This window comes from Steroidobacter sp. (assembly GCF_036406195.1).
Taxonomy (GTDB): domain Bacteria; phylum Pseudomonadota; class Gammaproteobacteria; order Steroidobacterales; family Steroidobacteraceae; genus Steroidobacter.
This window is the reverse complement of the sequence record NZ_DASWVW010000019.1, coordinates 104,909-125,884: the sequence shown is the minus strand read 5'-3', so window position 1 is coordinate 125,884 and position 20,976 is coordinate 104,909. Positions and strand designations below refer to the sequence as shown.

21 protein-coding genes and 1 tRNA gene are annotated in these 20,976 nt (G+C 61.8%); 9 read left to right on the top strand and 13 right to left on the bottom strand.

Annotated features, from left to right (window positions below):
- Positions 1-5 precede the first annotated feature (5 nt).
- From VGE08_RS08705 to VGE08_RS08690, 4 genes are all read left to right on the top strand, one after another.
- Positions 6-560 carry a hypothetical protein gene (locus tag VGE08_RS08705; RefSeq protein ID WP_331067473.1) on the top strand — a complete coding sequence of 185 codons (555 nt, stop codon included), beginning with the start codon at positions 6-8 and terminating at the stop codon, positions 558-560.
- 105 nt (positions 561-665) lie between these two features.
- On the top strand, positions 666-1,337 hold the full coding sequence (locus tag VGE08_RS08700; protein ID WP_331067472.1) for a helix-turn-helix domain-containing protein: 672 nt from the start codon (positions 666-668) through the stop codon (positions 1,335-1,337).
- Between the two features lie 82 nt (positions 1,338-1,419).
- Positions 1,420-2,112, top strand: a complete 693-nt coding sequence (locus VGE08_RS08695; RefSeq protein WP_331067471.1) for a PLP-dependent cysteine synthase family protein — start codon at positions 1,420-1,422, stop codon at positions 2,110-2,112.
- Entirely contained in the window at positions 2,000-2,371 is a 372-nt protein-coding gene (locus VGE08_RS08690) for a pyridoxal-phosphate dependent enzyme (RefSeq protein ID WP_331067638.1), read from the top strand. Before VGE08_RS08695 ends, VGE08_RS08690 begins: the two co-directional genes overlap by 113 nt.
- Before the next feature lie 15 nt (positions 2,372-2,386).
- On the opposite strand, the gene VGE08_RS08685 is transcribed toward VGE08_RS08690, so the two are convergent.
- A tRNA-Arg gene (locus VGE08_RS08685) sits at positions 2,387-2,463 on the bottom strand.
- A 354-nt stretch (positions 2,464-2,817) separates the two neighbouring features.
- Here VGE08_RS08685 and VGE08_RS08680 point away from each other — a divergent pair.
- Positions 2,818-2,994, top strand: coding sequence for a hypothetical protein (locus VGE08_RS08680; RefSeq protein WP_331067470.1), 177 nt, complete (start codon positions 2,818-2,820; stop codon positions 2,992-2,994).
- Positions 2,969-3,451 carry a nucleotidyltransferase gene (locus VGE08_RS08675; protein ID WP_331067469.1) on the top strand — a complete coding sequence of 161 codons (483 nt, stop codon included), beginning with the start codon at positions 2,969-2,971 and terminating at the stop codon, positions 3,449-3,451. Before VGE08_RS08680 ends, VGE08_RS08675 begins: the two co-directional genes overlap by 26 nt.
- Before the next feature lie 209 nt (positions 3,452-3,660).
- Here VGE08_RS08675 and VGE08_RS08670 read toward each other — a convergent pair whose 3' ends face one another.
- Positions 3,661-4,221, bottom strand: coding sequence for a 3'-5' exoribonuclease domain-containing protein (locus tag VGE08_RS08670; RefSeq protein ID WP_331067468.1), 561 nt, complete (start codon positions 4,219-4,221; stop codon positions 3,661-3,663).
- A gap of 268 nt (positions 4,222-4,489) precedes the next feature.
- Between VGE08_RS08670 and VGE08_RS08665 the strand changes: the two genes are divergently transcribed.
- The gene (locus VGE08_RS08665) at positions 4,490-4,963 is read left to right on the top strand and encodes an LEA type 2 family protein (protein WP_331067467.1); all 474 of its coding nucleotides are present in this window, start codon (positions 4,490-4,492) and stop codon (positions 4,961-4,963) included.
- Between the two features lie 68 nt (positions 4,964-5,031).
- Here the strand turns inward: VGE08_RS08665 and VGE08_RS08660 are convergent, their stop codons facing one another.
- Positions 5,032-7,731 (bottom strand): TonB-dependent receptor domain-containing protein, encoded by a 2,700-nt coding sequence (locus tag VGE08_RS08660; protein ID WP_331067466.1) that lies wholly within the window; start codon positions 7,729-7,731, stop codon positions 5,032-5,034.
- Positions 7,732-8,393: 662 nt separating this feature from the next.
- The gene (gene ligM, locus VGE08_RS08655; RefSeq protein WP_331067465.1) at positions 8,394-9,800 is read right to left on the bottom strand and encodes a vanillate/3-O-methylgallate O-demethylase; all 1,407 of its coding nucleotides are present in this window, start codon (positions 9,798-9,800) and stop codon (positions 8,394-8,396) included.
- 156 nt (positions 9,801-9,956) lie between these two features.
- Here ligM and VGE08_RS08650 point away from each other — a divergent pair, with 156 nt between their 5' ends.
- Positions 9,957-10,736, top strand: a complete 780-nt coding sequence (locus tag VGE08_RS08650) for an SDR family oxidoreductase (protein ID WP_331067464.1) — start codon at positions 9,957-9,959, stop codon at positions 10,734-10,736.
- Positions 10,737-10,802: 66 nt separating this feature from the next.
- Here VGE08_RS08650 and VGE08_RS08645 read toward each other — a convergent pair whose 3' ends face one another.
- The 8 genes from VGE08_RS08645 to VGE08_RS08610 form a co-directional block, all read right to left on the bottom strand.
- Positions 10,803-11,741, bottom strand: coding sequence for a hypothetical protein (locus VGE08_RS08645; protein ID WP_331067463.1), 939 nt, complete (start codon positions 11,739-11,741; stop codon positions 10,803-10,805).
- Between the two features lie 5 nt (positions 11,742-11,746).
- Entirely contained in the window at positions 11,747-12,256 is a 510-nt protein-coding gene (leuD, locus tag VGE08_RS08640) for a 3-isopropylmalate dehydratase (RefSeq protein WP_331067462.1), read from the bottom strand.
- A gap of 184 nt (positions 12,257-12,440) precedes the next feature.
- Positions 12,441-13,700 carry a 3-isopropylmalate dehydratase large subunit gene (locus tag VGE08_RS08635; protein ID WP_331067461.1) on the bottom strand — a complete coding sequence of 420 codons (1,260 nt, stop codon included), beginning with the start codon at positions 13,698-13,700 and terminating at the stop codon, positions 12,441-12,443.
- Positions 13,697-14,989, bottom strand: coding sequence for an aconitase/3-isopropylmalate dehydratase large subunit family protein (locus VGE08_RS08630; RefSeq protein WP_331067460.1), 1,293 nt, complete (start codon positions 14,987-14,989; stop codon positions 13,697-13,699). Before VGE08_RS08630 ends, VGE08_RS08635 begins: the two co-directional genes overlap by 4 nt.
- Complete coding sequence (locus tag VGE08_RS08625; protein ID WP_331067459.1) at positions 14,986-15,930, bottom strand: hypothetical protein; 945 nt, start codon at positions 15,928-15,930, stop codon at positions 14,986-14,988. The genes VGE08_RS08630 and VGE08_RS08625 overlap by 4 nt, the downstream gene beginning before the upstream one ends.
- Positions 15,927-17,030, bottom strand: a complete 1,104-nt coding sequence (locus tag VGE08_RS08620; RefSeq protein WP_331067458.1) for a Xaa-Pro peptidase family protein — start codon at positions 17,028-17,030, stop codon at positions 15,927-15,929. Before VGE08_RS08620 ends, VGE08_RS08625 begins: the two co-directional genes overlap by 4 nt.
- Before the next feature lie 7 nt (positions 17,031-17,037).
- A complete protein-coding gene (locus VGE08_RS08615) occupies positions 17,038-17,556 on the bottom strand; it encodes a 3-isopropylmalate dehydratase (RefSeq protein WP_331067457.1) in 519 nt (172 codons plus the stop codon).
- Positions 17,557-17,805: 249 nt separating this feature from the next.
- The gene (locus VGE08_RS08610) at positions 17,806-18,783 is read right to left on the bottom strand and encodes a LysR family transcriptional regulator (RefSeq protein WP_331067456.1); all 978 of its coding nucleotides are present in this window, start codon (positions 18,781-18,783) and stop codon (positions 17,806-17,808) included.
- A gap of 107 nt (positions 18,784-18,890) precedes the next feature.
- Here VGE08_RS08610 and VGE08_RS08605 point away from each other — a divergent pair, with 107 nt between their 5' ends.
- The gene (locus VGE08_RS08605) at positions 18,891-19,823 is read left to right on the top strand and encodes a DUF6282 family protein (RefSeq protein ID WP_331067455.1); all 933 of its coding nucleotides are present in this window, start codon (positions 18,891-18,893) and stop codon (positions 19,821-19,823) included.
- A gap of 269 nt (positions 19,824-20,092) precedes the next feature.
- On the opposite strand, the gene VGE08_RS08600 is transcribed toward VGE08_RS08605, so the two are convergent.
- Positions 20,093-20,890: an HpcH/HpaI aldolase family protein gene (locus VGE08_RS08600; RefSeq protein WP_331067454.1), complete on the bottom strand. Its 798-nt coding sequence runs from the start codon at positions 20,888-20,890 to the stop codon at positions 20,093-20,095.
- Positions 20,891-20,976: the final 86 nt, after the last annotated feature.

Sequence of the window (20,976 nt, the reverse complement as noted above, 5' to 3'; positions counted from 1 at the left end):
CGCCGATGAGCCAAGCCGTGCGCGCCCGTGCCCTCCTGATCCACGCCGTTGTCGCGGGCGCCGCCCTGCTGGCCGGTCCGGCCCGCGCTACCGATTTTCGCGCTTTCGAGTTCGGCACGCCCTGCGACCGGATTGTCGCTCTGGAGGCCGCCCGGGGTTCGAAAACTTTCGATGGCGAGCTGCCCTCTGGTTACCAGTTTGCCTTCCTCACCCGTGAGCTGGATCGCGAGGCGCTGGTGGTCTACGCCTGCGATGGCGGCAAGCTGTTTCGTGCCGGCTATATCTTCGAAGCCAGGGACGAAGCCGATGCGGCCGCCCTCTATGCGTCCCTCAAGAAACGCGTCAGCCGTGAGCGCGGCTCGCCCTCCTACGATTTCGCCTCGCCCACCCATCGCAAGAAGATGACAGATGCCGGCGCAACCCTGTCCCACCACGACACCCTGGTCGCCTTCTGGGACGGCGACTCGTCCGAGGCCCACGCCTCTGTCGCCGAACCCACCAAGGGCCGCGGCTGGCGCGTCAGCCTGAGCTACACGGCGAACACGCATTTGCGGGAGTGAGCCAGCGCTCGTTCTCACACGTCCACACTTGATCCATTTCGGATGGCGCCAACCTTCGAATCAGAGCGTCGACGCTTCGAATTGGACGAGTGATAGCATTGGCTCATGACAGGATACGGCCAGTTCTGCTCGGTGGCGCGAGCCAATGAAGTGCTGGGCGGAAGATGGACCTTGCTCGTCGTCCGTGAGCTCTTGAGCGGCAGCCGACGATTCAATGACATTCGCCGCGGTATCCCCCGCATCTCGCGCACGATGCTTTCCGAACGCCTGCAATCGCTCGCGATAGCTGGAGTCGTGAGCCGCGTCGACGGAAACAAGGGCCCCGAATACGAGCTGACCGACGCCGGCAAAGAACTTTTCACGCTGGTCAGCGCGCTGGGCCAATGGGGCCAGCGTTGGTTGCCGCGCCGCGCGGTCGATGAGGACCTCGATCTCGAGCCGCTGCTGGTCGATATGCAAAGACGCGTCCGCTTCGAAGCGCTTCCCAAGCATCCGCTGGTCATCAGGCTGGACATCGGCAAGAGCCGGCCGCGGTATCTGCTGCTGAGTCCCGCAGAGGCGTCGATCTGCACTCACAATCCCGGGTTCCCGGAGCCGATTCGCGTCACTACGCCGCTCGCAGCGCTGGTCGCATGGTGGCGTGGTGACGTCACCTTTGCCGAGGCGCGGCGTATGGGTCTGCAGGTCAGCGGTCCGCAAGCGCTGAAGCGTCGCTTCCCGGAGTGGTTTGATCGCTATCTGTTCGCCACGACCGCTGCCGTTCGCGCTCGCCGCTGACCGGTCCGGATTTCGTACCCCAGCAGCGCACGGATTTCCTCAACAATCCTCTCCCGACCCCATCCGTGGAGACGAGAGATCCATGACCGCTCGAACATTCATTTCGCCGCCGCAGGCCAGCGCGAATATTCTCGACTCGATCGGCAATACGCCCCTGGTCCAGCTCCGCAAGCTCGTGCCGCCCGGGTCGGCATGCGTCGTACTCAAGCTGGAGGGCGCAAACCCTACCGGCAACATGAAGGACAGGATGGCGAAAGCGGCCATCGAAGCGGCCGCAAGAGACGGACGATTGCAGCCCGGCGGCACTGTCGTCGAATACACGGGCGGTTCAACCGGCGCATCACTTGCGTTCGTCTGCGCCGCCAAGGGTTATCGCTGCAAGATCGTTACCTCGGACGCCTTCAGTGCGGAGAAGACGAGAACCTGTCGGGCTTTCGGTGCAGAGGTGACGCTCATTCCGAGCGACGGCGGAAAAATCACCGAAGCGTTGATCAGAAAAATGATGGATGCCGCGCGACGGATCAGCCAGGAACCGAACCATTGGTGGTTCGACCAGCTCAACAATGCCGATGCGGCGTGCGGTTACTACCCGATGGGAGAAGAGATCTGGCAGCAATCGGGCGGCAGGGTCGACGCGTTCGTGCAGTCGGTCGGCTCCGCGCATTCACTCAACTGTCGCAAACGTTCTACGCGATCGCAATCGCAACCTTCATGTCGTTGCAAGCGAACCGTCCGAATCCGCCGTGCTGTCCGGCCAGCCGAAGGGCTCGCATAAGATCGAAGGCATCGGCATCGGCTTCGTTCCGCCAGCCTGGCAGCCGGCAGATGTGAACGAGATACAAGCGGCGACGACCGAGGAAGCCATTCAAATGTGCCGCCGCCTGGCACGCGAGGAAGGCATTTTTGGCGGCACTTCGACCGGACTCAATGTGATCGCGGCACTGCGCGTTGCCGCGCGCCTCGGGCCTGACGCCACCGTGGCTACGATTCTCATCGACTCCGGGCTCAGGTATATGAGCACGGAGGTTTATTGAGCAGAAGCGGAGGGATGGCGCGCCCGGAGAGACTCGAACTCCCGACCACTGCGTTCGAAGCGCAGTACTCTATCCAACTGAGCTACGGGCGCGGAACGGGCATTGTAGCGTTCCGGCCGCGGTTCGGCGAGTGCTGCGCGCGTCCGCTGGTATCGTCAGCTTTCGGCATTCACGCACTCTATCGGTACGTCCGAATGACCCTCGCGCAATACCGAAAAAGCCGCAAGGAGGCTGATCGAAACCTGGGCACGGCGCGATTGCGATCACCGATGACTGTTCGATAGCGAGAGTCGGCAGTGACTTGCAGCTGACCAACCCAGTCGGCAAAATGCCCGGAAATGGCTCAACTTCCCATGGTGCAGCGAGCCAGCGTACTTGACTTCGAACCAAGTGGTCGGTGTTCGAATCTCCCCGGCCCTGCCACCTTTCGAGGGGTCTGCCAGTCCATGTCACCCGTTCTCGCAGAAGCCGCGCAAGCGGGAATAGACCTGAGCCTCATCGAAGTGAGCCTCGGCTACTCGTACGATAAACGGGCGGAACAACATCAAGCAGCGCTCGAACTGGCGCTGGAACTCGAACGCGTCGGACGCGAGTTACGTGGCACAACTGAACCGACTGATTGAGCGCCTCTGCGACGCGCAGATCGATTTCGTCGTTGTCGGCGGCTTTGCCGGAATGCTGCACGGATCAACGCTCGTCACGCGCGACCTCGACGTATGCGCCATTCTCAGCCCGGAGGCCATTGCGCGCCTGAGAGAGATCTTCCGCGACCTGCACCCCAAACACCGCTTCACCAGCCAGAAGATTTCGTTCCTCGACAATCCCGACCCAGGCACTCCTCTCAACAACTTATATCTGGAAACCGATCTGGGCCCAGTCGATCTTCTCGGCTCCATCAAGGGTGTCGGAGATTTCGAGCGCGTCCGCAATGCGTCAGTCGAGATCGAGCTCTTCGGACGGCGCTGCCGAATCATCTCGGTCGAAGATTTGATTGCCGCCAAGCAAGCGATGGGACGAGACAAGGACCTGATCGCGGTAAAGGAATTGCAGGCCATCATCGAGACCACTGGCAAGAAGTGAGTACGATCTCTCGATAACTCACGGCGTGCTCCGCTCGGCCGGTGTGCACTCATCGATCGCTTGATACACCCAAGTTCGTGATGACAACGTGCAAGCGAGCGCGAGAGCGGCAACAACTGGATTTGGCCAGGGGTACGCCAACTCGGAAAGCCATGCAGGAGCATGACGCAACGTTTTCCGTGGGGCCTGCGAGCCCCTCGCATAGCCGGTCAACTTTGCTCCAAGCGGCTTTCACGCAGCATATTGCAGAACAACGCGCCCTGCTCGATCGCATCGTCCAGCGCGACGTGGGTGTGCGCCAGCTCGTCGAACCATCGTTTCGGCATGTTTCTTTTCGTGCTCTGCCGGAACTCGGTCTTGAGCACGGCCATGGCGAAGGATTTGATGTCGAGCGCGGAGTGGCTGAACGGACTCTCGCCGACGAACCTGATCAGGTACCAATAGACGAACAGAAAATCGAAGCCCGCCGGATAGGCAACGAACACGGGTTTGTCATCGAGCGATTTGATCCAGGCCACATATCGCGTCATGGCCGCCTCGGGCGATTCGAGATCCTTGCGGCACGCTGCCCACGCCTGCGGCTGAGTGGCCCACCACTCCGCCGTCTTCGGATGCGCTTGCGCGCCCGGCAATGTTTCCAAGTTTGCGGAGAAGGTGGATACGAGCACCTTGTCGGCCGTGTACGCGGCCGAGCCGATGCTGAGCATGGAGTGCGGACCGGGGATCGGGCCGTCGGTTTCGACGTCGGTGCTGATGTAGATTTCGCTCATTTGAAACCCCGGCCGGTAAACGGAACCGTCATTGTGTAACAAATTAGCACACGCCCGACCACGCAATCCGAGGATGGTTCGACAGTGTGTATCTTGGGCTGGACCACGACTGCAACCTTGTGGCGCTCCAGCGCGCCCCATCGCTCAAGGCATTGATGCCTTGGAGCAATTGGCTCAAGGTCGAGAATGCTGTGCTCGATCCGGATCGCGGCTGAGGGTCGATCTGAGCATAGAATGGCGTCTGCACCCGTCACTGCGGAGCCATGACATGATCCTCCAACGCTGCACCCTGATCATTGCGCTCGCGCTGCTGGCGTGCGCAGGCTGCGCAAGCCTTCCGGGCCGCGATCCCCTCCAGGTGACAGTTGCTGGAATCGAACCCCTTCAGGGCCAGGGGCTGGAGCTGCGCATGCTGGTGAAGCTACGAGTGCAGAATCCCAACGATGCGCCCGTCGACTACAACGGGCTGGCGGTCGAGATGGACGTGCAGGGAAAGACGTTTGCTACCGGCGTCAGCGACGCCGCCGGAAGCGTGCCACGATTCGGCGAGACCATCGTCAGCGTGCCGGTGACAGTCTCGGCGTTCCGCATGGTGCGGCAGGCAGTCGGCGTGATCCAGGGTGACGGCAAAGGGACGATCACCTATGAAATGAAAGGTAAGCTCCACGGGCCGGCCTTCAGGAGCATGCGGTTTCGCACGCAAGGCGAATTCGATTTGCCGGCCACGAGTACGGTCGATTAGAGGTCTCGATGAAGGCGGCGCCACGATGGCGCCGCCTGATCCGAGATCCGAGCAACCCTAGCCGAGCCTCAGAAGCTCGCGCGCAGGCCAACCGTGTAGTAGCGACCAACGACATCGTAGTGCGGGCTGTATGTCGTGGTGATCAACGGCGGGGCCTCGTCGAAGAGATTGCTCACTCTGCCGAACAAGGTGTAGTTGTCGAAGATCGTGAAATCCGCCCCCAGGTCGACGTAAGTACGGGCGCTGATACGGGGGTTCACGATATTCTGCGCTTTGTTGAAATCGCCGCCACCGACATAGCGAATGCGCGCATCCACCGTGAGCGCATCGGTCTGGTACGCGGCGCTGAGGGTGCCGCGCCATTTCGGAAGGCCGGCGGGCACGGGATCGCCGACACTGCCCGCCGTGTTCCTGACATTGGTGCCCAAATTGAAGATCAGCTCGTCCACGTAGGTCGCCAGGGCCCGGAAACTCAGCGAGCCGCTGACCACCGGCAACCGGTAGGTAGCTTCGAAATCGAAGCCGCTCGTCTCGAATGAGGCAATGTTCTGCGAGATGATGGAAATTCTCGTGATCGTTCCCGTCTCGTCGCGAATCACACTGCTGCAAGCGCCGGCATCGCCCGCCGCACAGGCGGCAGTGACATCGGCCACGTCGGGCACGGTGATGGCGTTGGCGATCTCGATGTCGAAGTAGTCGACCGAGAAGTTGAATCCCGACAGGAACGAGGGCGAGAAGGTCACGCCGCCGGTCCAGGACCTGGCGATTTCGGGCACCAGATTCCGATTGCCGCCGCTCAAGATCACCGGTGACGGATTCGGATCGTAGCCCGGATGGTTGCGGCCTTCCCGATCGTTGTCGTCCACGGGCCGGACGTTGATGGTATTGACCGCGAACAGATCGGAGATGTTCGGGGCGCGAATGTCGCGAGAGCGAGTCACACGGAACAGCACATCCTTGTACAGGCGGGCGGTGCCGCCGAGCTTCCAGGACCAGATGCCGCCGCTCAGGCTGTAATCCGAATAGCGGGCAGCGCCGTTCCAGTGCAGCTCGAGGGCGTCGTTGTCCACCAGCGGCGCCAAGGCTTCGAAGAAACCTTCCTTGACGTTGAAGCTGCCCTCCAACGGGGTGTTGCTGACGACCGGCGTGGAGAATGCGTCCGCCGCATCGAGTGCGCCGATGTCCTCCGTTTGCTCTTCCCTGCGCCACTCCGCGCCGAACGCGATCGCGAGCGGACCTGCCCACAACTGGAGAGGGTCGCCCTGCACCCGGAACGCGCCGGAATCCAGCTTTCTGACCACATTCGACATCTGTGTGCCGGACACATAGGCGCGCGCCGCCGGCGAGAAGTTGCCTTCGCCAAACGGATTGAACGCCGCGCAAGCCGGATCGTCATTGGTTGGATCGGCATCGGCGTTGACCGAACAAACGATCTGACCGCCCACCTCGACCGCATCGATCGCGCGCAGGAAGTTGCCGGTGATCATGGCGTTGTGGAGTCTCTGTCGATCGTCGAGCTCGCCATGGCTGAAATGAGCGTCGTATTTCCAGCCGGCGGCGAAGTTGCCCTCGATGCCGATCGCCGCTTCCTTGGTCTCGCGCACTGCATCGAACCGCAGGAACAACGCGTCGCGGGAGAAGCGGCCCATGAGGAAGACGTCCTCTCCGGCATCCGCAAGCTGCTGCTGGATCGCGGGCGACAGGAACGGATTGGTCGCTGAAACCGGGAACGCCAGCAGGGTGAGCTCCGGCACGAAGAGCTGATCCACATCCGTGCGGCCGTACACCACGTCGGCCCAGACAGTCGTGTTGTCGGCGATGTCATAGGACACCCGCGCATAGCTGCTGAGACGCTCCAGCGGGCTGCCGACGATCAACGTGTTGTAGAGATTGGGGAAGTCCGACGCCTCGCCGGGACGCACACTGCCGTCGGGATCGAATACCTGCCCGGCGAGCACGCCGCTCAAGATGGTCCCACCGTAAGTGAGCGGCGCCAGATTGGCTACGTTCGGTTGCAGCTCGAACACCGGATTGCCCGCGGCATCCTGGTCGACCATGACGAGGTCGGCGCCATACCACGGCCGATCGCGTCGGCCGCTGACGCCGATGCCCTTGTCGTTCACATATTCGGCGCCGATCATGAAGTGGCCGGCGCCTCCGGCGAAGTGCGTGCCGAAAGAGCCGTCAAAGGCATGGCGCTCGCCGTCCGAGCGCGACGACCTGCCGGTCTGCGCACTGACCGTGACACCTTCGAGATCCTTGTTGAGCATGATGTTCGCGACGCCAGCCACCGCTCCGGAGCCCCAGGCCGCCGAGGCACCGCCGGTGACCATCTCGACCCGCTCGACCAGGTTGGACGGCACGAAGTTGAGGTTGTTGTCGCCAATGAAGCGGCGTCCGTTCAGCAGGGTGAGCGTGCGGTCGATGCCAAGACCGCGAAACTCGATCGGCGCAGTACCAGCTGAAGTATTGCCGATCGACTGATTCGGCGACACCGAGTTGCGCATCTGCGGTAGATCGTTCAGAGACTGCTGCAGATTGAGGCGGGCCGAGCGTTGAATTTCATCCGCGCCCAGCACCGTCGTCGGCGTGGGCTGATCGAAGCCGGCGCGTTCGATGCGCGAGCCGCTGACGACGATCTCTTCCAGCCCATCGGTCTGCTCAGTCTTGGAAGCGGTCTGCGCAAATGCCTGCCCGCCGGCAAGCAAGGCCATGCCCGCGACGGACGCTGACAGGCTGCTGCGAAGTGCGATCTGCCGTACGTTCATGTGTTTTCTCCCCATTATTGGCCTGATCCACGCGGCACGGCCCGGCAGCCATGCGGCGAATTCCCTCCCTACTCGGCGGGTCACGGCGGTGGCGGCGAGTAAAATTTGCCAATCGGACCCTCAAGCGGCCCAATCAAGATCCGATTATCTTAATAGAGAAATATTCCCAAATAAGAAATTTGTCAACGCCTATCCCTCGCAATGGCGCTGGCCAACGGTTATTTCTGGGAGTTGGACGGTCGGAATGGGCTGCCGCCCGCTCGATGGCGCGGACTTACCTTAATAATTGGGGATCTCGCGTGAAGGTATGGTTCGAGTCATGGAGACACCGGTCCTCTCCCACCCCTCACCCCGCCCCTCTCCCCAAGGGGAGAGGGAGCCAGAAGATGTTCCTTTAGCCTCTCTCCCTGGGAGAGGGAGCCAGAAGTGTTTCTTTAGCCCCTCTCCCTGGGAGAGGGAGCCAGAAGTGTTTCTTTAGCCCCTCTCCCTTTGGGAGAGGGAGCCAGAAGTGTTTCTTTAGCCCCTCTCCCTTTGGGAGAGGGGTTGGGGTGAGGGAGCGGCGATGATGGGGAGGAGAGAAATCAAGCACCGCATCCTTCCGATGGATGCGGTGAATAGCTGACCGATGTGCTCGCGCCGGGATCGGCGCGGGCGCGGGAGAATCACTCCTTCCGGGTTCTCCAGCCCTGCTGATACCCCTCGCGCGCATCCTGCGAATACGGCACCGGCGAAACGCGCACGCGAACTTCACACTGGCGATGACGCTCGACCGTGGGCTTGGCCGTGCCACCCTGCTCCTCGCCCCAGACCAGCGTCAGCTCGTCGCCGACGTTCACGTTCGAATCGACCACGCCCAGCGACAGACCGCAGCGCTCGTTGAAGCTGTAGCCGGTGAACATGGAGAAGCCGACCACCTTGCCGTTGGACAGCACGCTGTCATAGGAAGACGAAGCGTAGTTGGCGATGGGCAGATCGAAGAACTTGCAGGGCTCGCGATCCCGGTCGAACAGCGACGAGAACACCTTGGCCAGATCGTCCCCATGCCATTCGAATGTGACTTTCTTGCGGCGTGCGCGCTGCTCGGGGCTCATGCGCTCCAGCGCCTCGCGGCCGATGAAATCGTGATCGAACTTGACGAACGGGCCATAACCCAGCTCATACGGCGTGAGATAGTAGTCGTCGATCTTGCTGCCGACGAAGCTGCCGCCGATCGAGCCGGTGCCTTCATAGCCGCTCGCAGGCAACCACTCGCGATACTTGCGCATGCTATCGCCGGTGTACACAGCCGGCAGCGGCGAAGGAATCCAGCCGGATTCCAGCGTGTTGCTCGCGTAGGTGCGCGAGCCGACCGCAACGATGCCGACATCTTTGCCCGCTTCGAGAATGGCCGCTCGGATCTCGTCGCGCTGCTCGTAGGGACCCCAGATTTCGAGACCGGGCTCGCCGGCCATGCCGTGGCGAAGCGCGAGAACCTGGCGGCCCTTGATGTTGATGGGCCCGAAGTTGAAGAATTTGATGTCGGGCAGCGGTCCGCCGTTCAGCTTCTCCAGCACCTGCGCCGCTTTCGGGCCCTGGATCTGATAGCGATAGTGACGGCGCTTGACGGCATTGCCGTTCGGATGCGACGGCGAGCGATCGTCGCGAATGAAGTCCACCTTGAAGCCGCCGGTCTCGGCGTGGAACTGCAGCCAGTTCACCGTCGGGGCGCGGCCCACGAACAGCAGCTCGTCCTTGTCGAGGTAGAACAGAATGCCGTCGCCGATGACGTAGCCGTCGTAGCTGATCGGCACCATCTGCTTGGCCTTGCCCGGCGCGAAATTGTTGAAGCTGTTGATGGTGGTGTAGGAGCACAGCTTGAGCGCGTCCGGCCCATTGAGCGTGATCTCCGCCATGTGATGGGATTGATCGAACAGCACGGCGCTCTTGCGCCAGGCCTGCTGCTCGGTACGCCAGTTGCTGAATTCGGTGGGAACCACCGGATACACGTAGGCGCCAAGCTGCGAGTTGCGCAGCAACGTTACCGGATTGCCGGCCTCCGCGAGTAGTTGCTCCAGCGACCGCTGTGTCATTCTGCGCCCCCTTGTTCAATCAGCTTCTGTAACGGAGAAGGCGCATGTTCGACCCGAGGCCCCGGATCGGACAATGGCATGCGTTGTATTGGCTGTATTTGCCAACCTGATATCGCCCGCAGCCCCGTTCGGCGGCACGGCGCGTACAATCGCTGCATGAATAACGCAACACCTAAGATTGCCATCGTCACGGGCGCCAGCAGCGGCATCGGCAAGGCAACCGCCATCGCATTGTTTGCGGATGGCTGGAATGTGGTATTTGCCGGGCGTCGGGCGGATCGTCTCGATCAGGCGATTCAGCAAGCCAGCCAGGAACATCAGCAACAGGCGGGTAACGCGACGCCTATGCCACGTGCGCTCGCCGTGCAGACGGATGTGACGAGCCAGGATTCCGTGCGCAACTTGTTCGCGCGCACGCTCGAGACATTCGGCCGATTGGACCTGCTGTTCAACAATGCCGGCATCAGCGGGCAGGAATTGCCGGTCGAGGAATTGTCGATCGATATCTGGCGGTCCGTCATCGACACGAATCTCACCGGTATGTTCCTGTGTATTCAGGAAGCCGTGCGCATCATGAAAAATCAGACGCCGCGCGGCGGCCGAATCATCAACAACGGCTCGATTTCCGCTCAGGTGCCGCGCCGTAACTCGATTGCCTACACGGCCACCAAGCATGCGGTGACCGGGCTCACCAAATCGATCGCGCTCGACGCGCGGGACTTCGACATCGCTTGTGGCCAGATCGACGTCGGCAGGATCGATAGCGAGATTGGCGGAAGCGCCTCGGGAGCGACGGCCAACCCGAGCTCCATTCCCAAGCTGGATACCCGGCTCGCGGCGCAAGCCGTGCTGCAAATGGCCAATCTGCCGATCGAAGCGAACATGCTGTTCACGACGTTGTTGCCGACGAAGATGCCGTTCGTCGGGCGCGGCTGAGACAGTCGACTGAGAGTTATACCGGGCATCGCTGCGGTCGGATGCAGCGATGCCGGCCTGACCGCGTCAGCTCTTTGCTTCGCTCGGCAATAGCTCCTGCGGAATTGGATATTCGTCGGCGTTTCTCACCAAGCCTTCCTTGAGCGAGAAATCCAGCCGCGGCGGCGCGAAGATATCGGCCATGCGATTGCCCTCCGGACCGGGCACCTGGGCTTCCGAAGTATGGATGACCCGAGCAGGAATCAGGGTCACCGAGGGCGCGCCGATCTCGACATGCTCATCGTCCCGCCATTCGCTCTTGTTGGAGCTCCACGGCCAGCGCAGGTGATGCACGTAGTTGCCCGAGAACACCAGCGAACATTGATCGAAATCGTAGTGGCTGTGCGGTGACAGCTTGCTGGCGTCGCGGGCGCGGCGACTGGTGGGCGGGAAGCTCACCATGATGGTCGTACAGCGCCACATCGGGCCGATCTGCCCCGGCGCCCGCTCGCCTCGCGCCAGATCGTAGTGCCGCAGCTTGTAACCTGCGGGCGGCGCTGGCCACGGTTTGAACAGAGGCTGCGATGGATCGGGCTGCGCATAGGTCGCCGCATTGGCGCACTTGGCACACAGGTCGGCGGACTGCGTCGAGAACAGACGAACGATTCTGCCGCCCTTGGGCAAGCTGATCTTGCTGTCCCCCGGCGGCACGATGAGCAGCTGGAAGCCGTCACCGCGCACCGACTCGCCGTTCGCCGCGGCCTCATAAGGCGTGTTGTCGTCGGGCACGACGATCATGTACTCGTCGACCTGCGCGGAGCGCGAGAAGGTCGCACCCGGCTTCGCTTCGATCCAGTGGACGATCAAGTTCTGACCGCGGATGTACCAACCGCGACCGTTGGCATCGTCATCGACCGGGCTGTCCTGATAGAAACGTCCGTAGGACGCCGGCACCACGGTCGTGCCGGACTGCGCGCTGCCCTTCGGCACTATTAACGATGCACGCGGATCTGACTTGTCGTACACGGATGTCACCGAGGCGCGCTCCCCGCATCGAGCGTCGATTTCAGATAGTTTGCCAGGCCGCCCAACTGCAGGATCTTCGCGACCGACTCGGGAATCTGCGGGAACCCATATTCCTTGTTGGCGTGCGAGATGCGGCCCCTGGCGGGGTCGATCGATATCTCATCGCCCTCGGCAACGGCCTCGTACAACTCGGGGCATTCGAAGATCGGCAGCCCGTCGTTGATGGCGTTGCGATAGAAGGTACGTGCGAAAGAAGCAGCCACGACCGCCTTGATGCCGAGGCCCTGGATGGCCGTGGAAGCCTGCTCGCGAGCGCTACCGCATCCGAAGTTGCGGCCAGCGACCAGGATGTCGAAGCTGCGCAACTTGGCGGGAAAGCCTTCGCCGAGCATTTCGAACGCATGCTCCGCGAGCTTCACCGGATCGATATAGATCAGGTAGCGGCCCGCGATGATGATGTCCGAGTTGACGTTGTCGCCGAATTTATAGATTCGGCCGGTAATCTTGTCTTGCATCTCGCCCTCGCCCAAAGATCAGATAAGAAGTACATTCGCATCAGCCCGCCGCTCCAAGGCATGAGGCACCCACCCTGGGCACAGGGATGTGCCCCGCCGCCGCAGGCGGCGGCTGCGAGGAAAAAAACCGCGTTTTTTCCTCAGCAGCGTGAGGGTCGTGGCAGGATGCCCGATCCCGAACTCCTTAAAAGTATTCGCGCGGGTCGGTAATTGCGCCTTTGAGCGCAGAGACCGCGAGCGTCGCCGGGCTGGAAAGATAGATACTGCTCTTGTTGCTTCCCATGCGGCCCACGAAATTGCGGTTCGCCGTGGAAAGCGATACTTCGCCATCGGCCATCATGCCGCCGTCGCCGGCGCAGGCACCACATCCGGGGTTCGTCACCAACGCGCCACTTTCAATCAGCGTGGCGAGCACCCCGGTGCGCATCGCCTCCAGCATGATCTGCTTCGATCCGGGCGTGACGATCAAGCGCACGCGGGGATCGATCTTGCGCCCTTTCAGGATGTCGGCGGCCACGGCAAGGTCTTCGTACTTGCCGTTCGCGCAGGAACCGAGGAACGCCTGATCGATTCGAGTGCCCACCACTTCGGTGATCGGCTTGGTGTTCTCGACCTGATGAGGACACGCAATCATCGGCGTGAGCTTGCTCAGATCGACCTCGATGCTCTGCTCGTAAACCGCACCCTCGTCGGCGGTCACGGGCTTATAGCTGGCCGGATCCTTCAGGCGCGGCAGCAACCATTCGCTGGTTTTCCCATCGGGAGGGATGAACACGCACTTGGAGCCCATCTCCATGGCGAGATTGGCCATGGTCATGCGCTCGGAGATACTCATCTCCGGCAAGGCGCTGCCGTAGAACTCCACCGACTTGTAGCCGCAGCCATCGGCGCCGAGCGTGCCGATGAGATGCAACATCAGGTCTTTGGCGCTCACGCCGCCGGCGAAGCGCCCGTTCAGCGTGATCTTGATGGTGGTCGGCACCTTCATCCACAGCTTGCCGGTCACCCACACGGACGCGACCTCCGTGTAGCCGATGCCAGATCCCAATGCGCCCATCGCTCCGTAGATCGTGCAATGAGAATCGGTGCCGACGATCAGGTCGCCGGGCTTCACATGCCCGTTTTCCATCAGCACCAGATGTGCGATGCCGGCGTCGACGTCATAGAACTTCTCGATGCCGTACTCGCGCGCGAAGTTGCGCGAGGTCTGCTGGTCGGCGGCGTACTTCTCGGTTTTCGCCGGCGAGATGTGATCTAGCACGATGGCCAGGCGATTCGGATCGTAGAGTTTCTTCGCTCCGATCTTCTTCATGACACTGACGGAGCGCCACGTCGCCGTGTGGCTCATCACCAGGTCGGGATAGGCATCGACGATCTGTCCCGGCGTAACGCGAGCGACGCCGGCTTTTGCCGCGAGAATCTTTTCCGCGATTGTCTGACTCATTGGACCTCCAGCGTCCGCGGGTCGGTGATTTTTCCTGTCAGTGCCGACGCCGCCACGGTGAGTGCGGAGGCCAGGAAGTGACGGGCTTTGGGATGACCATTACGGCCAGGGAAGTTGCGAGCCTGGGTCGAAACCATGACCTCGTCCTCCGCCAGCGCCCCCATGTTGAAAGCCTGGTTGGAGCCGGCACTCGGCGGGAAGATGTTCGCGCCTGCCAGATGCAGGGTCTCGAACAGACCTTCCTTGAGCGCGGCGAGATAGATCTCGCGCGATGCCGGCACTATCTGCAAGCGAACGTCCGGATGAATGCGCTTGTTGGCCACGTAACGGGCCACAGCGCGAATGTCGCTCAACCTTCCACCAGTGCTACCGCCAGCCTCGGCGACGTTGATCGGAGTGCCGACCGCGGCGTCGATGGGCTTCACATTGCCGACCGTGGGCGGACAAGCCACTTGCGGCTCGATCTTGCTGACATCGATATCGATGACATCCACGTAACGACAACCGGGATCGTTGGTGAGCAGCTCGAATGCAGGCGCGTCTGGCCGGACCTCGAGCAATTGCTGAACGTGACGCAAGGTCTTGTCGTCCGGATTCACGAAACCACACTTGCCGCCAACGTCGATCGCCTGCAGCGGGAACAGGGCGCGGTCGTGCACATCGAGCGACTCGATGTAGGGACCTGCATATTCCAACGCCTTGTAGATGGCGCCGTCCTCGCCGAGCTTGCCGACGAGGAACTGTGAGATATCGCGCGGCTGAACCGTCTTCATCGGCGAGCCGTGGAAGTGGATCTTGATGGTCTCGGGGACCTTGAACCATCCCTTGCTCTGCGTGAAGCCGAGCGCAGCCATCGAGTTGTTGCCCACACCGGTGCCGAACGCGCCGAGCGCGCCATGGACGGGCGAGTGCGAGTCGCAGCCGATCACGATCATGCCGGGGGCGACCAGGCCCGCTTCCATGATCACGTGATGAAGGCTGCCGCAGCCGCTGTCGAACACGTTCTTCACGTTATGTTTCTTGGCAAACCTGCGCACGGCCGCGAGCGCTTCGGCCGCCTCGCGCGTGGCCGGAGCAAAGTTGTGATCGAAGGCGAACACGAGCCTGGAAGGGTCCTTGATGCTCGCCCCCTCCATCTCGTTCTCGAACACCTTCATGACGAAGTTGGCACTGAGGTCGTGCATCAACATCAGGTCGACGTCGGCGAGCACCACATCGCCCGGCGCGACGCTCTTCTGGCCGCTCTTGCGGGCCAGGATCTTCTCCACCATGTTCATGGGAGTGCTCATAGCACGCGCAGTCCTTCTTTGTTCTGCAGACAAGTATCGCCGTAATAGAACTGTCGGCCGTTCGCGGCGATCTGCAGTTGCAGCGAGATGATTGCGGTGGCTTCCGCATCAGCGGCCGTTTCCGCGTTCTCCCACGAGTAAGGTCCCGAGAGGATCTCGCGCAGCTGCGTCGCTTCACCGGGCGAGGTCAGACTCGATGTCACACCCGCGAGGTTGCGCGTGACCTTCGCCCAATGGCCGTTGTATTCGAGGGCCACGACGACCGATGTATTCGGGCCGACCGGGCGACCTTCCGCGGGAATCGGCGGTCCCTCACCATCGGACACCAGGACCACGACGTCCTCCGCACCGGCATGACGCAAATCGCGCTCGAGCAGGCCGGTGAGTTCGTGGTCGGTGCGCGCACCTGCCGTAGCGAGCGCCCGTTCGAGTACCTCGCGTGCCATTCGAGCAGCGTTCGCATGCATCCGCACCTCGACAGCGGTGGGTGCCGGCCGCAGCTCAGTGCGAGGGATATCGACGATTTCGATTTTTCCCGCGGTCAACTCTTCGTGCAGATCCGCAGGCAAGCCGTCCAGATCGACGACGCCCACCCGCTTCCAGCCGCGCTCCGCGCTCAGCTTGAAAAGCGTAGCCGGCGGGCTCGGGCTTGCGACGATGGTTTCGTGCACGGTCACCGTCTTTATCCACGGATAGACACGGGGCGACAGCGCGCACAGCAGAATGGGCTTCTCCCCGAGCGGCGTGACGATGAACGCACGGTTCCAGTAAGGCATGTAATTCGACACGTAGCGCGCGTCGTTCGAACGCCAGACGTCCGAGTACACCACCACCGCATCGACGCTCTTGTTGCGCGCGAGCGCGTGCACAGCATCGAGCCGGGCCGACATTTCCTCGACCGGCAGCTCGTTCCTGTCCCAACTGACGAGTCCTCTTTTCATGCCTGAAACAGCCTCTTCTCGGTGCGGCTCAGCGACACGCACCCCGTGTCGGTCACCAGCAATGTGTCACCGAACACCATGTATCCGGACAGCGGCAGGTAGGTGTTGGGGTGGCAAATGATCACCATGTCTTTCTTGCACGTGTAATGCGTGTTCTCCAGCACGTGCGGCAACTCGTCGGGATACAACCCCAGGTTGTGGCCGCGCACGCGCGTGTACTGCGCTCCGGTGTATTCCCCGAAGCCATGTTTGCGGAACACGTCGTTCTGCACGCGAGCCACATCCGAGATGTCGACCCCTGGACGCAGCAGGTCCTGGGCCGCTTGCTGTGCCTCCGCGAAAATTGCGTATGACTGGAGTTGTTTCTCGGACGGCGGCCCGATGACGAGCGTGCGGCAGATCTGCGCGTAGTAGCCATTGATCTGCGGCGTCAGCTCGGTGATCACAGAGTCGCCGACCTGGATCTTGCGCTCTGTGGGCGGCTTCATCCCGGTCATCTCCGTGCCTCCCGAGGCGACCAGCATGAAGTTGTCTTCGGCGCCGTGGGCTTTGACAAAGCCTTCCACTTCAGCGACCAGCTCGTACTCCGTCATTCCCGCCCGAGCCACTTTCACGAAGTGCTCGTAACCGCGATCGGCCAGATCGGCGGCCTTGCGAATCCACTCGATTTCTTCCTGCGTCTTTACGCGGCGGATTTCTTCGACATCCGCAGTTGCGGACGCGGGAGCCGATCCGGACATCTCTTTCACGGTCCGAGCAAAGCGTGCTTCCATCTGTTCGAGGCCGTTGACGGCAACGACCGCCTTGCCGGCGTCGTGCAACAGCTTCTTCAGACCATCGACCAGCCGAGGCACATAGGTCACGGAACCACCCGTGCCCTCCTTCACCGGCTCAACGTCCCACGGATGAGTCACGACCGCTCGAACTTCGCCCTCTTTGGTGAGCAACGCGGCTGCTTGCGGCCCCGTGAAACACACGCTGACCAGGCAACGGAAATGTTCTTTGCGCCATGTATCGCCGTAGAACAGCAGCATGTCCCAGCCACGCCGCGCCATCAGATCGAGAAATTCTTTCTTACGTTGGGGATTTATCTTCAGCATGGGTAGCTCACCGCGCGCTCGCGCCGGGGAAATTTCCTGATTTCAGCAGCGGAATCAGTCCGCCCGCTTCCAGCATCCTCAGCAGGAACTGCGACGGCGGAGTGCCTTGCAGAGACTTGCCGGTGGTGAGGTTCTCGAAGGTCGCGACCTTGATGTCGACGCGCACTTCGTCGCCATCGTCGACCAGAGCGGACACACCGGTCGCCTCGAGCAACGGCAAGCCGATCTCCAGACAATTGCGATAGAACGTGCGGGAGAACTGTTCCGCCACGACCGCGCCGATGTTGGTCGCCGCCAGCGCCTTGGTCGCCAACGCGCGTCCCGAGGAACAGCCGAAGTTGCGGCCCGCCACCAGGATGTCGCCCGGCCGGACCTTCTTGGGAAATTCCGGATTCACCGTCTCCAGCACGAACGCCGCCATTTCTTTCGGCGTCTTGAACATCACATGCGTCGGTGTCAGAGCGTCGGTGGGAATGTTGTCGCCGAACTTCCAGCAACGCCCCTGAAAAACCCAATTCGTGGCCACGTGCCCCTTTCCGTCCACATGCGTGGTGCTGCCTTTGACCGCGCGCATTCTCAAGCGCACGAGGACATGCCGTCTATTAGCCGTTGATCAACGACCCATAGCGAGTCGTTATGGCTTGGCCATTCGCCGGGCTGTTGCTGGTGTGATTCTCAACGTGATTTCCAGCGCCAGTACCGGCGCCGGCGCTTGCGTGCTGCTCATCGTCGCTTGCGCGCCGCCCCTCCGAGCCGCCCGGCGATTGACGGCCTCTTATCCGTTGGCCCGCCGCGCAGCCTTACGCCGCGGCAGCAGCGGATATCCGAGCGTAGGGCAAAGTTCATATATTTCTTTTTGGAGTACACGAGCCAGCTCGGACAAGTGCGAATCAGCGCGCATCAAGAAACCCATCGGCCGCTCCACCGCCGCGGTCGCCACTTGCGCGCGTTGCGACGGCTTCAACACCACTTCCAGCAGCTTTCCCGCAATCACCTGATCCTCCACCGAATCCATCGACAGAATGCCTATGAATTCGCTGCCGATGATCGAGGCATTGAGATAGATGACCGAGTTGCTGGTGATGGTCGTCGCGCGAGGCTGCACGCCACGACTATGCGCTAGAACGCAGAGCGCATCGTAGTAAGAAAGGACATCCGCCGAGTACAGCCAGCTATATTTCGTGAGCTGTTCGATGCTGACAGCGCCCACGCGGGCCAGCGGATGGTTCGCATCGACGAACAGGCCGCAGCGGTCGTAGAACAGTGTTTCTCCCACCAGATCCGGCTTACCGACGATGGCATCCAGCGGCGCGATGGCGAAATCCAGCTCGCCGAGTTGCAGCGCCGGCACCAGTTCCTCGGCGACTCCGCTCACGACGGAGAGACGCACGGAATAACGACTTTGCGACAACTTGGCGTTGGCCGCGGGAATCACCCTCCCCAGGAACCCAGTGCCGCGGGCAACACCAACCGTGACGTGCCCTGTGAGGCCGCCCGAGATGGCAGCACGCTCGTTCTCCAGCTGATGCCATTCGGCGAGCACGCGCTTCGCGCGCCGGTAGACGGCCTTGCCCAGCTCCGTCGTCGTTACGCCCTTGGTGCCGCGGTAGAGCAGCGGCTCGCCGAAATGCGCCTCCAGCTGATGGATACTCTTGCTCAACCCCGGTTGCGACAGGTTGAGAGTCTCGGCCGCCTTGCCGAGACTGCCGCCCTCGACCACGGCAATGAAGCGCTTGAGCTGTGCGAAATCCATCAAAGTCACATCCTTTGGCTATGACCTCTATCGGGCCGGCTATTGGACAGCGATGCCAGGTTTGACCAGAATCGAGCGGGCCGATACGCAGAATGCGAGGGGGAACCATGGCGGCGAATCTTCAACCTGGAAGCACAGACGCGGCGCTCGAAGATCGCATTTCGAAGCTGCTCGTCGGAGCCGTGGACATGCATTGCCACTCCGGCCCCTCCGTCATGGCGCGCGATATGAATCACATCGAAGCCATGCAGGAAGCGGCTGCCGCAGGCTTCCGCGCGATGCTGATCAAGGATCACTACTACTCGGCGACTCCCGTCACCGAGATGCTCAACCAGGCGTATGGACATCTGAACATCAAGATGTTCTCCGGCGTGCCGCTGAACAACGCGCTGGGCGGTTTCAACAAGCACGCGGTCGATCACGGCATCGCGCTCGGCGCCAGGCTCGTGTGGCTGCCGACCTTCTCGTCGAAGAACCACTGCGAATCCCGCTACGGCATCCGGGCCGGCTTTCCGCACACGAAAAAGAAGCTGCTGCCGATCGATCAACTCACGCCGATCGACGCCAATGGCAACGTCAAGGACGAGGTCAAGGAAATCCTCGATCTGATCGCGCAAAACGACATCATCCTCGCCGGTGGCCACTGTCACGTCTCGGAGATCTTCCCGGTGTTCGAGGAGGCGAAGAAGCGCGGCGTGAAGCGCCTGCTGGTCAATCATCCCAGCTTCATCGTCGATGCCACCTACGAGGACATCAAACAGTTCGTGGCGATGGGCGCGTACATCGAGCATTCGCTGTGCATGTTCATCCCGGTGCCGCGCAGAAAGCGAGATCCGTTTCCGCCCGAGGACCTGGACAGGTTGATCAAGGCGGGCACGGTGGATCGCACCATTCTGGCGTCGGATCTCGGTCAACAGGGCGCGGACCATCCGGTGCTCGGGTTCCGCAACGTGATCAAGATCTGCATGGGCCTGGGCTATTCGGACGAGGACATCCACAAGATGGTCTCCCGCAATCCTTTGGAACTGCTGGGGCTCTAAGAAGCCCTCAGTCCCCGGGCGGCTCGGAAGGATTTCGTTTCCAAGCCGCGCGGCCTGCTGACGTAAGGGCTTATTCGTGGCTCGAAGCCGGCCCGGACACATTTGTTCCTCCACGCCGCGCCAGCGGCTGGGCAGAGTTCAGCTTCATGCGCGCCAGGCCGGCAGAAACACTTCTTCAAGCGCCGCAGGCACTGAAAAAGCTTTCTTTTCCGAGCCGCCCAACCGCTAACCGCCAACCACTGCAGGGCGCTAACCAAGTGCCATTGCTCTTAACCAGGCTTCACCAGGTTCCTGAAATGATTGAGTTGCGCGAGGGCGCCCGAACGCAGCAAGCCGTGGTCGCTGGCCACCATCAACCCCGTGACGCCGAGATCGAGCATCTTCTTCGCGTCGTCCGAGGCCATGTTCTGCGTCACGGCGCACAGTGCCTTGCCGCTCTTCACCACCGCCTTGGCAACGATACTCACGGCCTCGTCGACGCTCGGTGCGGGGCCAGTCGCGTTGCTCAGCGACAAGCCAAGATCGCCACGTCCGAGAAAGAAAGCATCGATGCCCTCGACCGCGACGATATCGTCGATCTGCTCGATCGCTTCCCGATCTTCGATCATGGCAATCACCGTGGTGGTCGCATCGGACGCTTCATAGTGAGCCTGCATCGGCCGGCCGCCGTAATCGCCGCCGCGACCGACGCCAGAGCCGCGCGTGCCGCCCTTGTAGCGCGCCCAGGAAGCGATGTTTCGCGCCTTCTCTACGGATGAGACATGGGGAACCATGACGCCGATCGCTCCATCATCCAGCGCCGAAAGAATGCTGCTCGCATCCGGCCGTGCAATTCGCACCAGCCCCGCTATGTTGAAAGCGCGCGCGCCGAGAAAGCCGACCTCCAGCGATTGCCGCGTCCAGGGCGCATGCTCCTCGTCGAGCATGACGAAGTCGTATCCCAGCGAGCCCAGGATCTCCGTCGCATGCGACGTCGGGGTCTTGCAGAACGTGCCGATCAAAAGCTCGCGAGCGAGCAGCCGTTTGCGGAAGTCGCGTGGCGCGAGACGTTGCGGAATGGCCGTCATGACGAGCGATGCCTCGAATCGATGGGTGAAAAAGCTGCCGCGGAACCCAAGTGCCCATCGTGCACCAGTTCCTCGAGCCGGCGCAA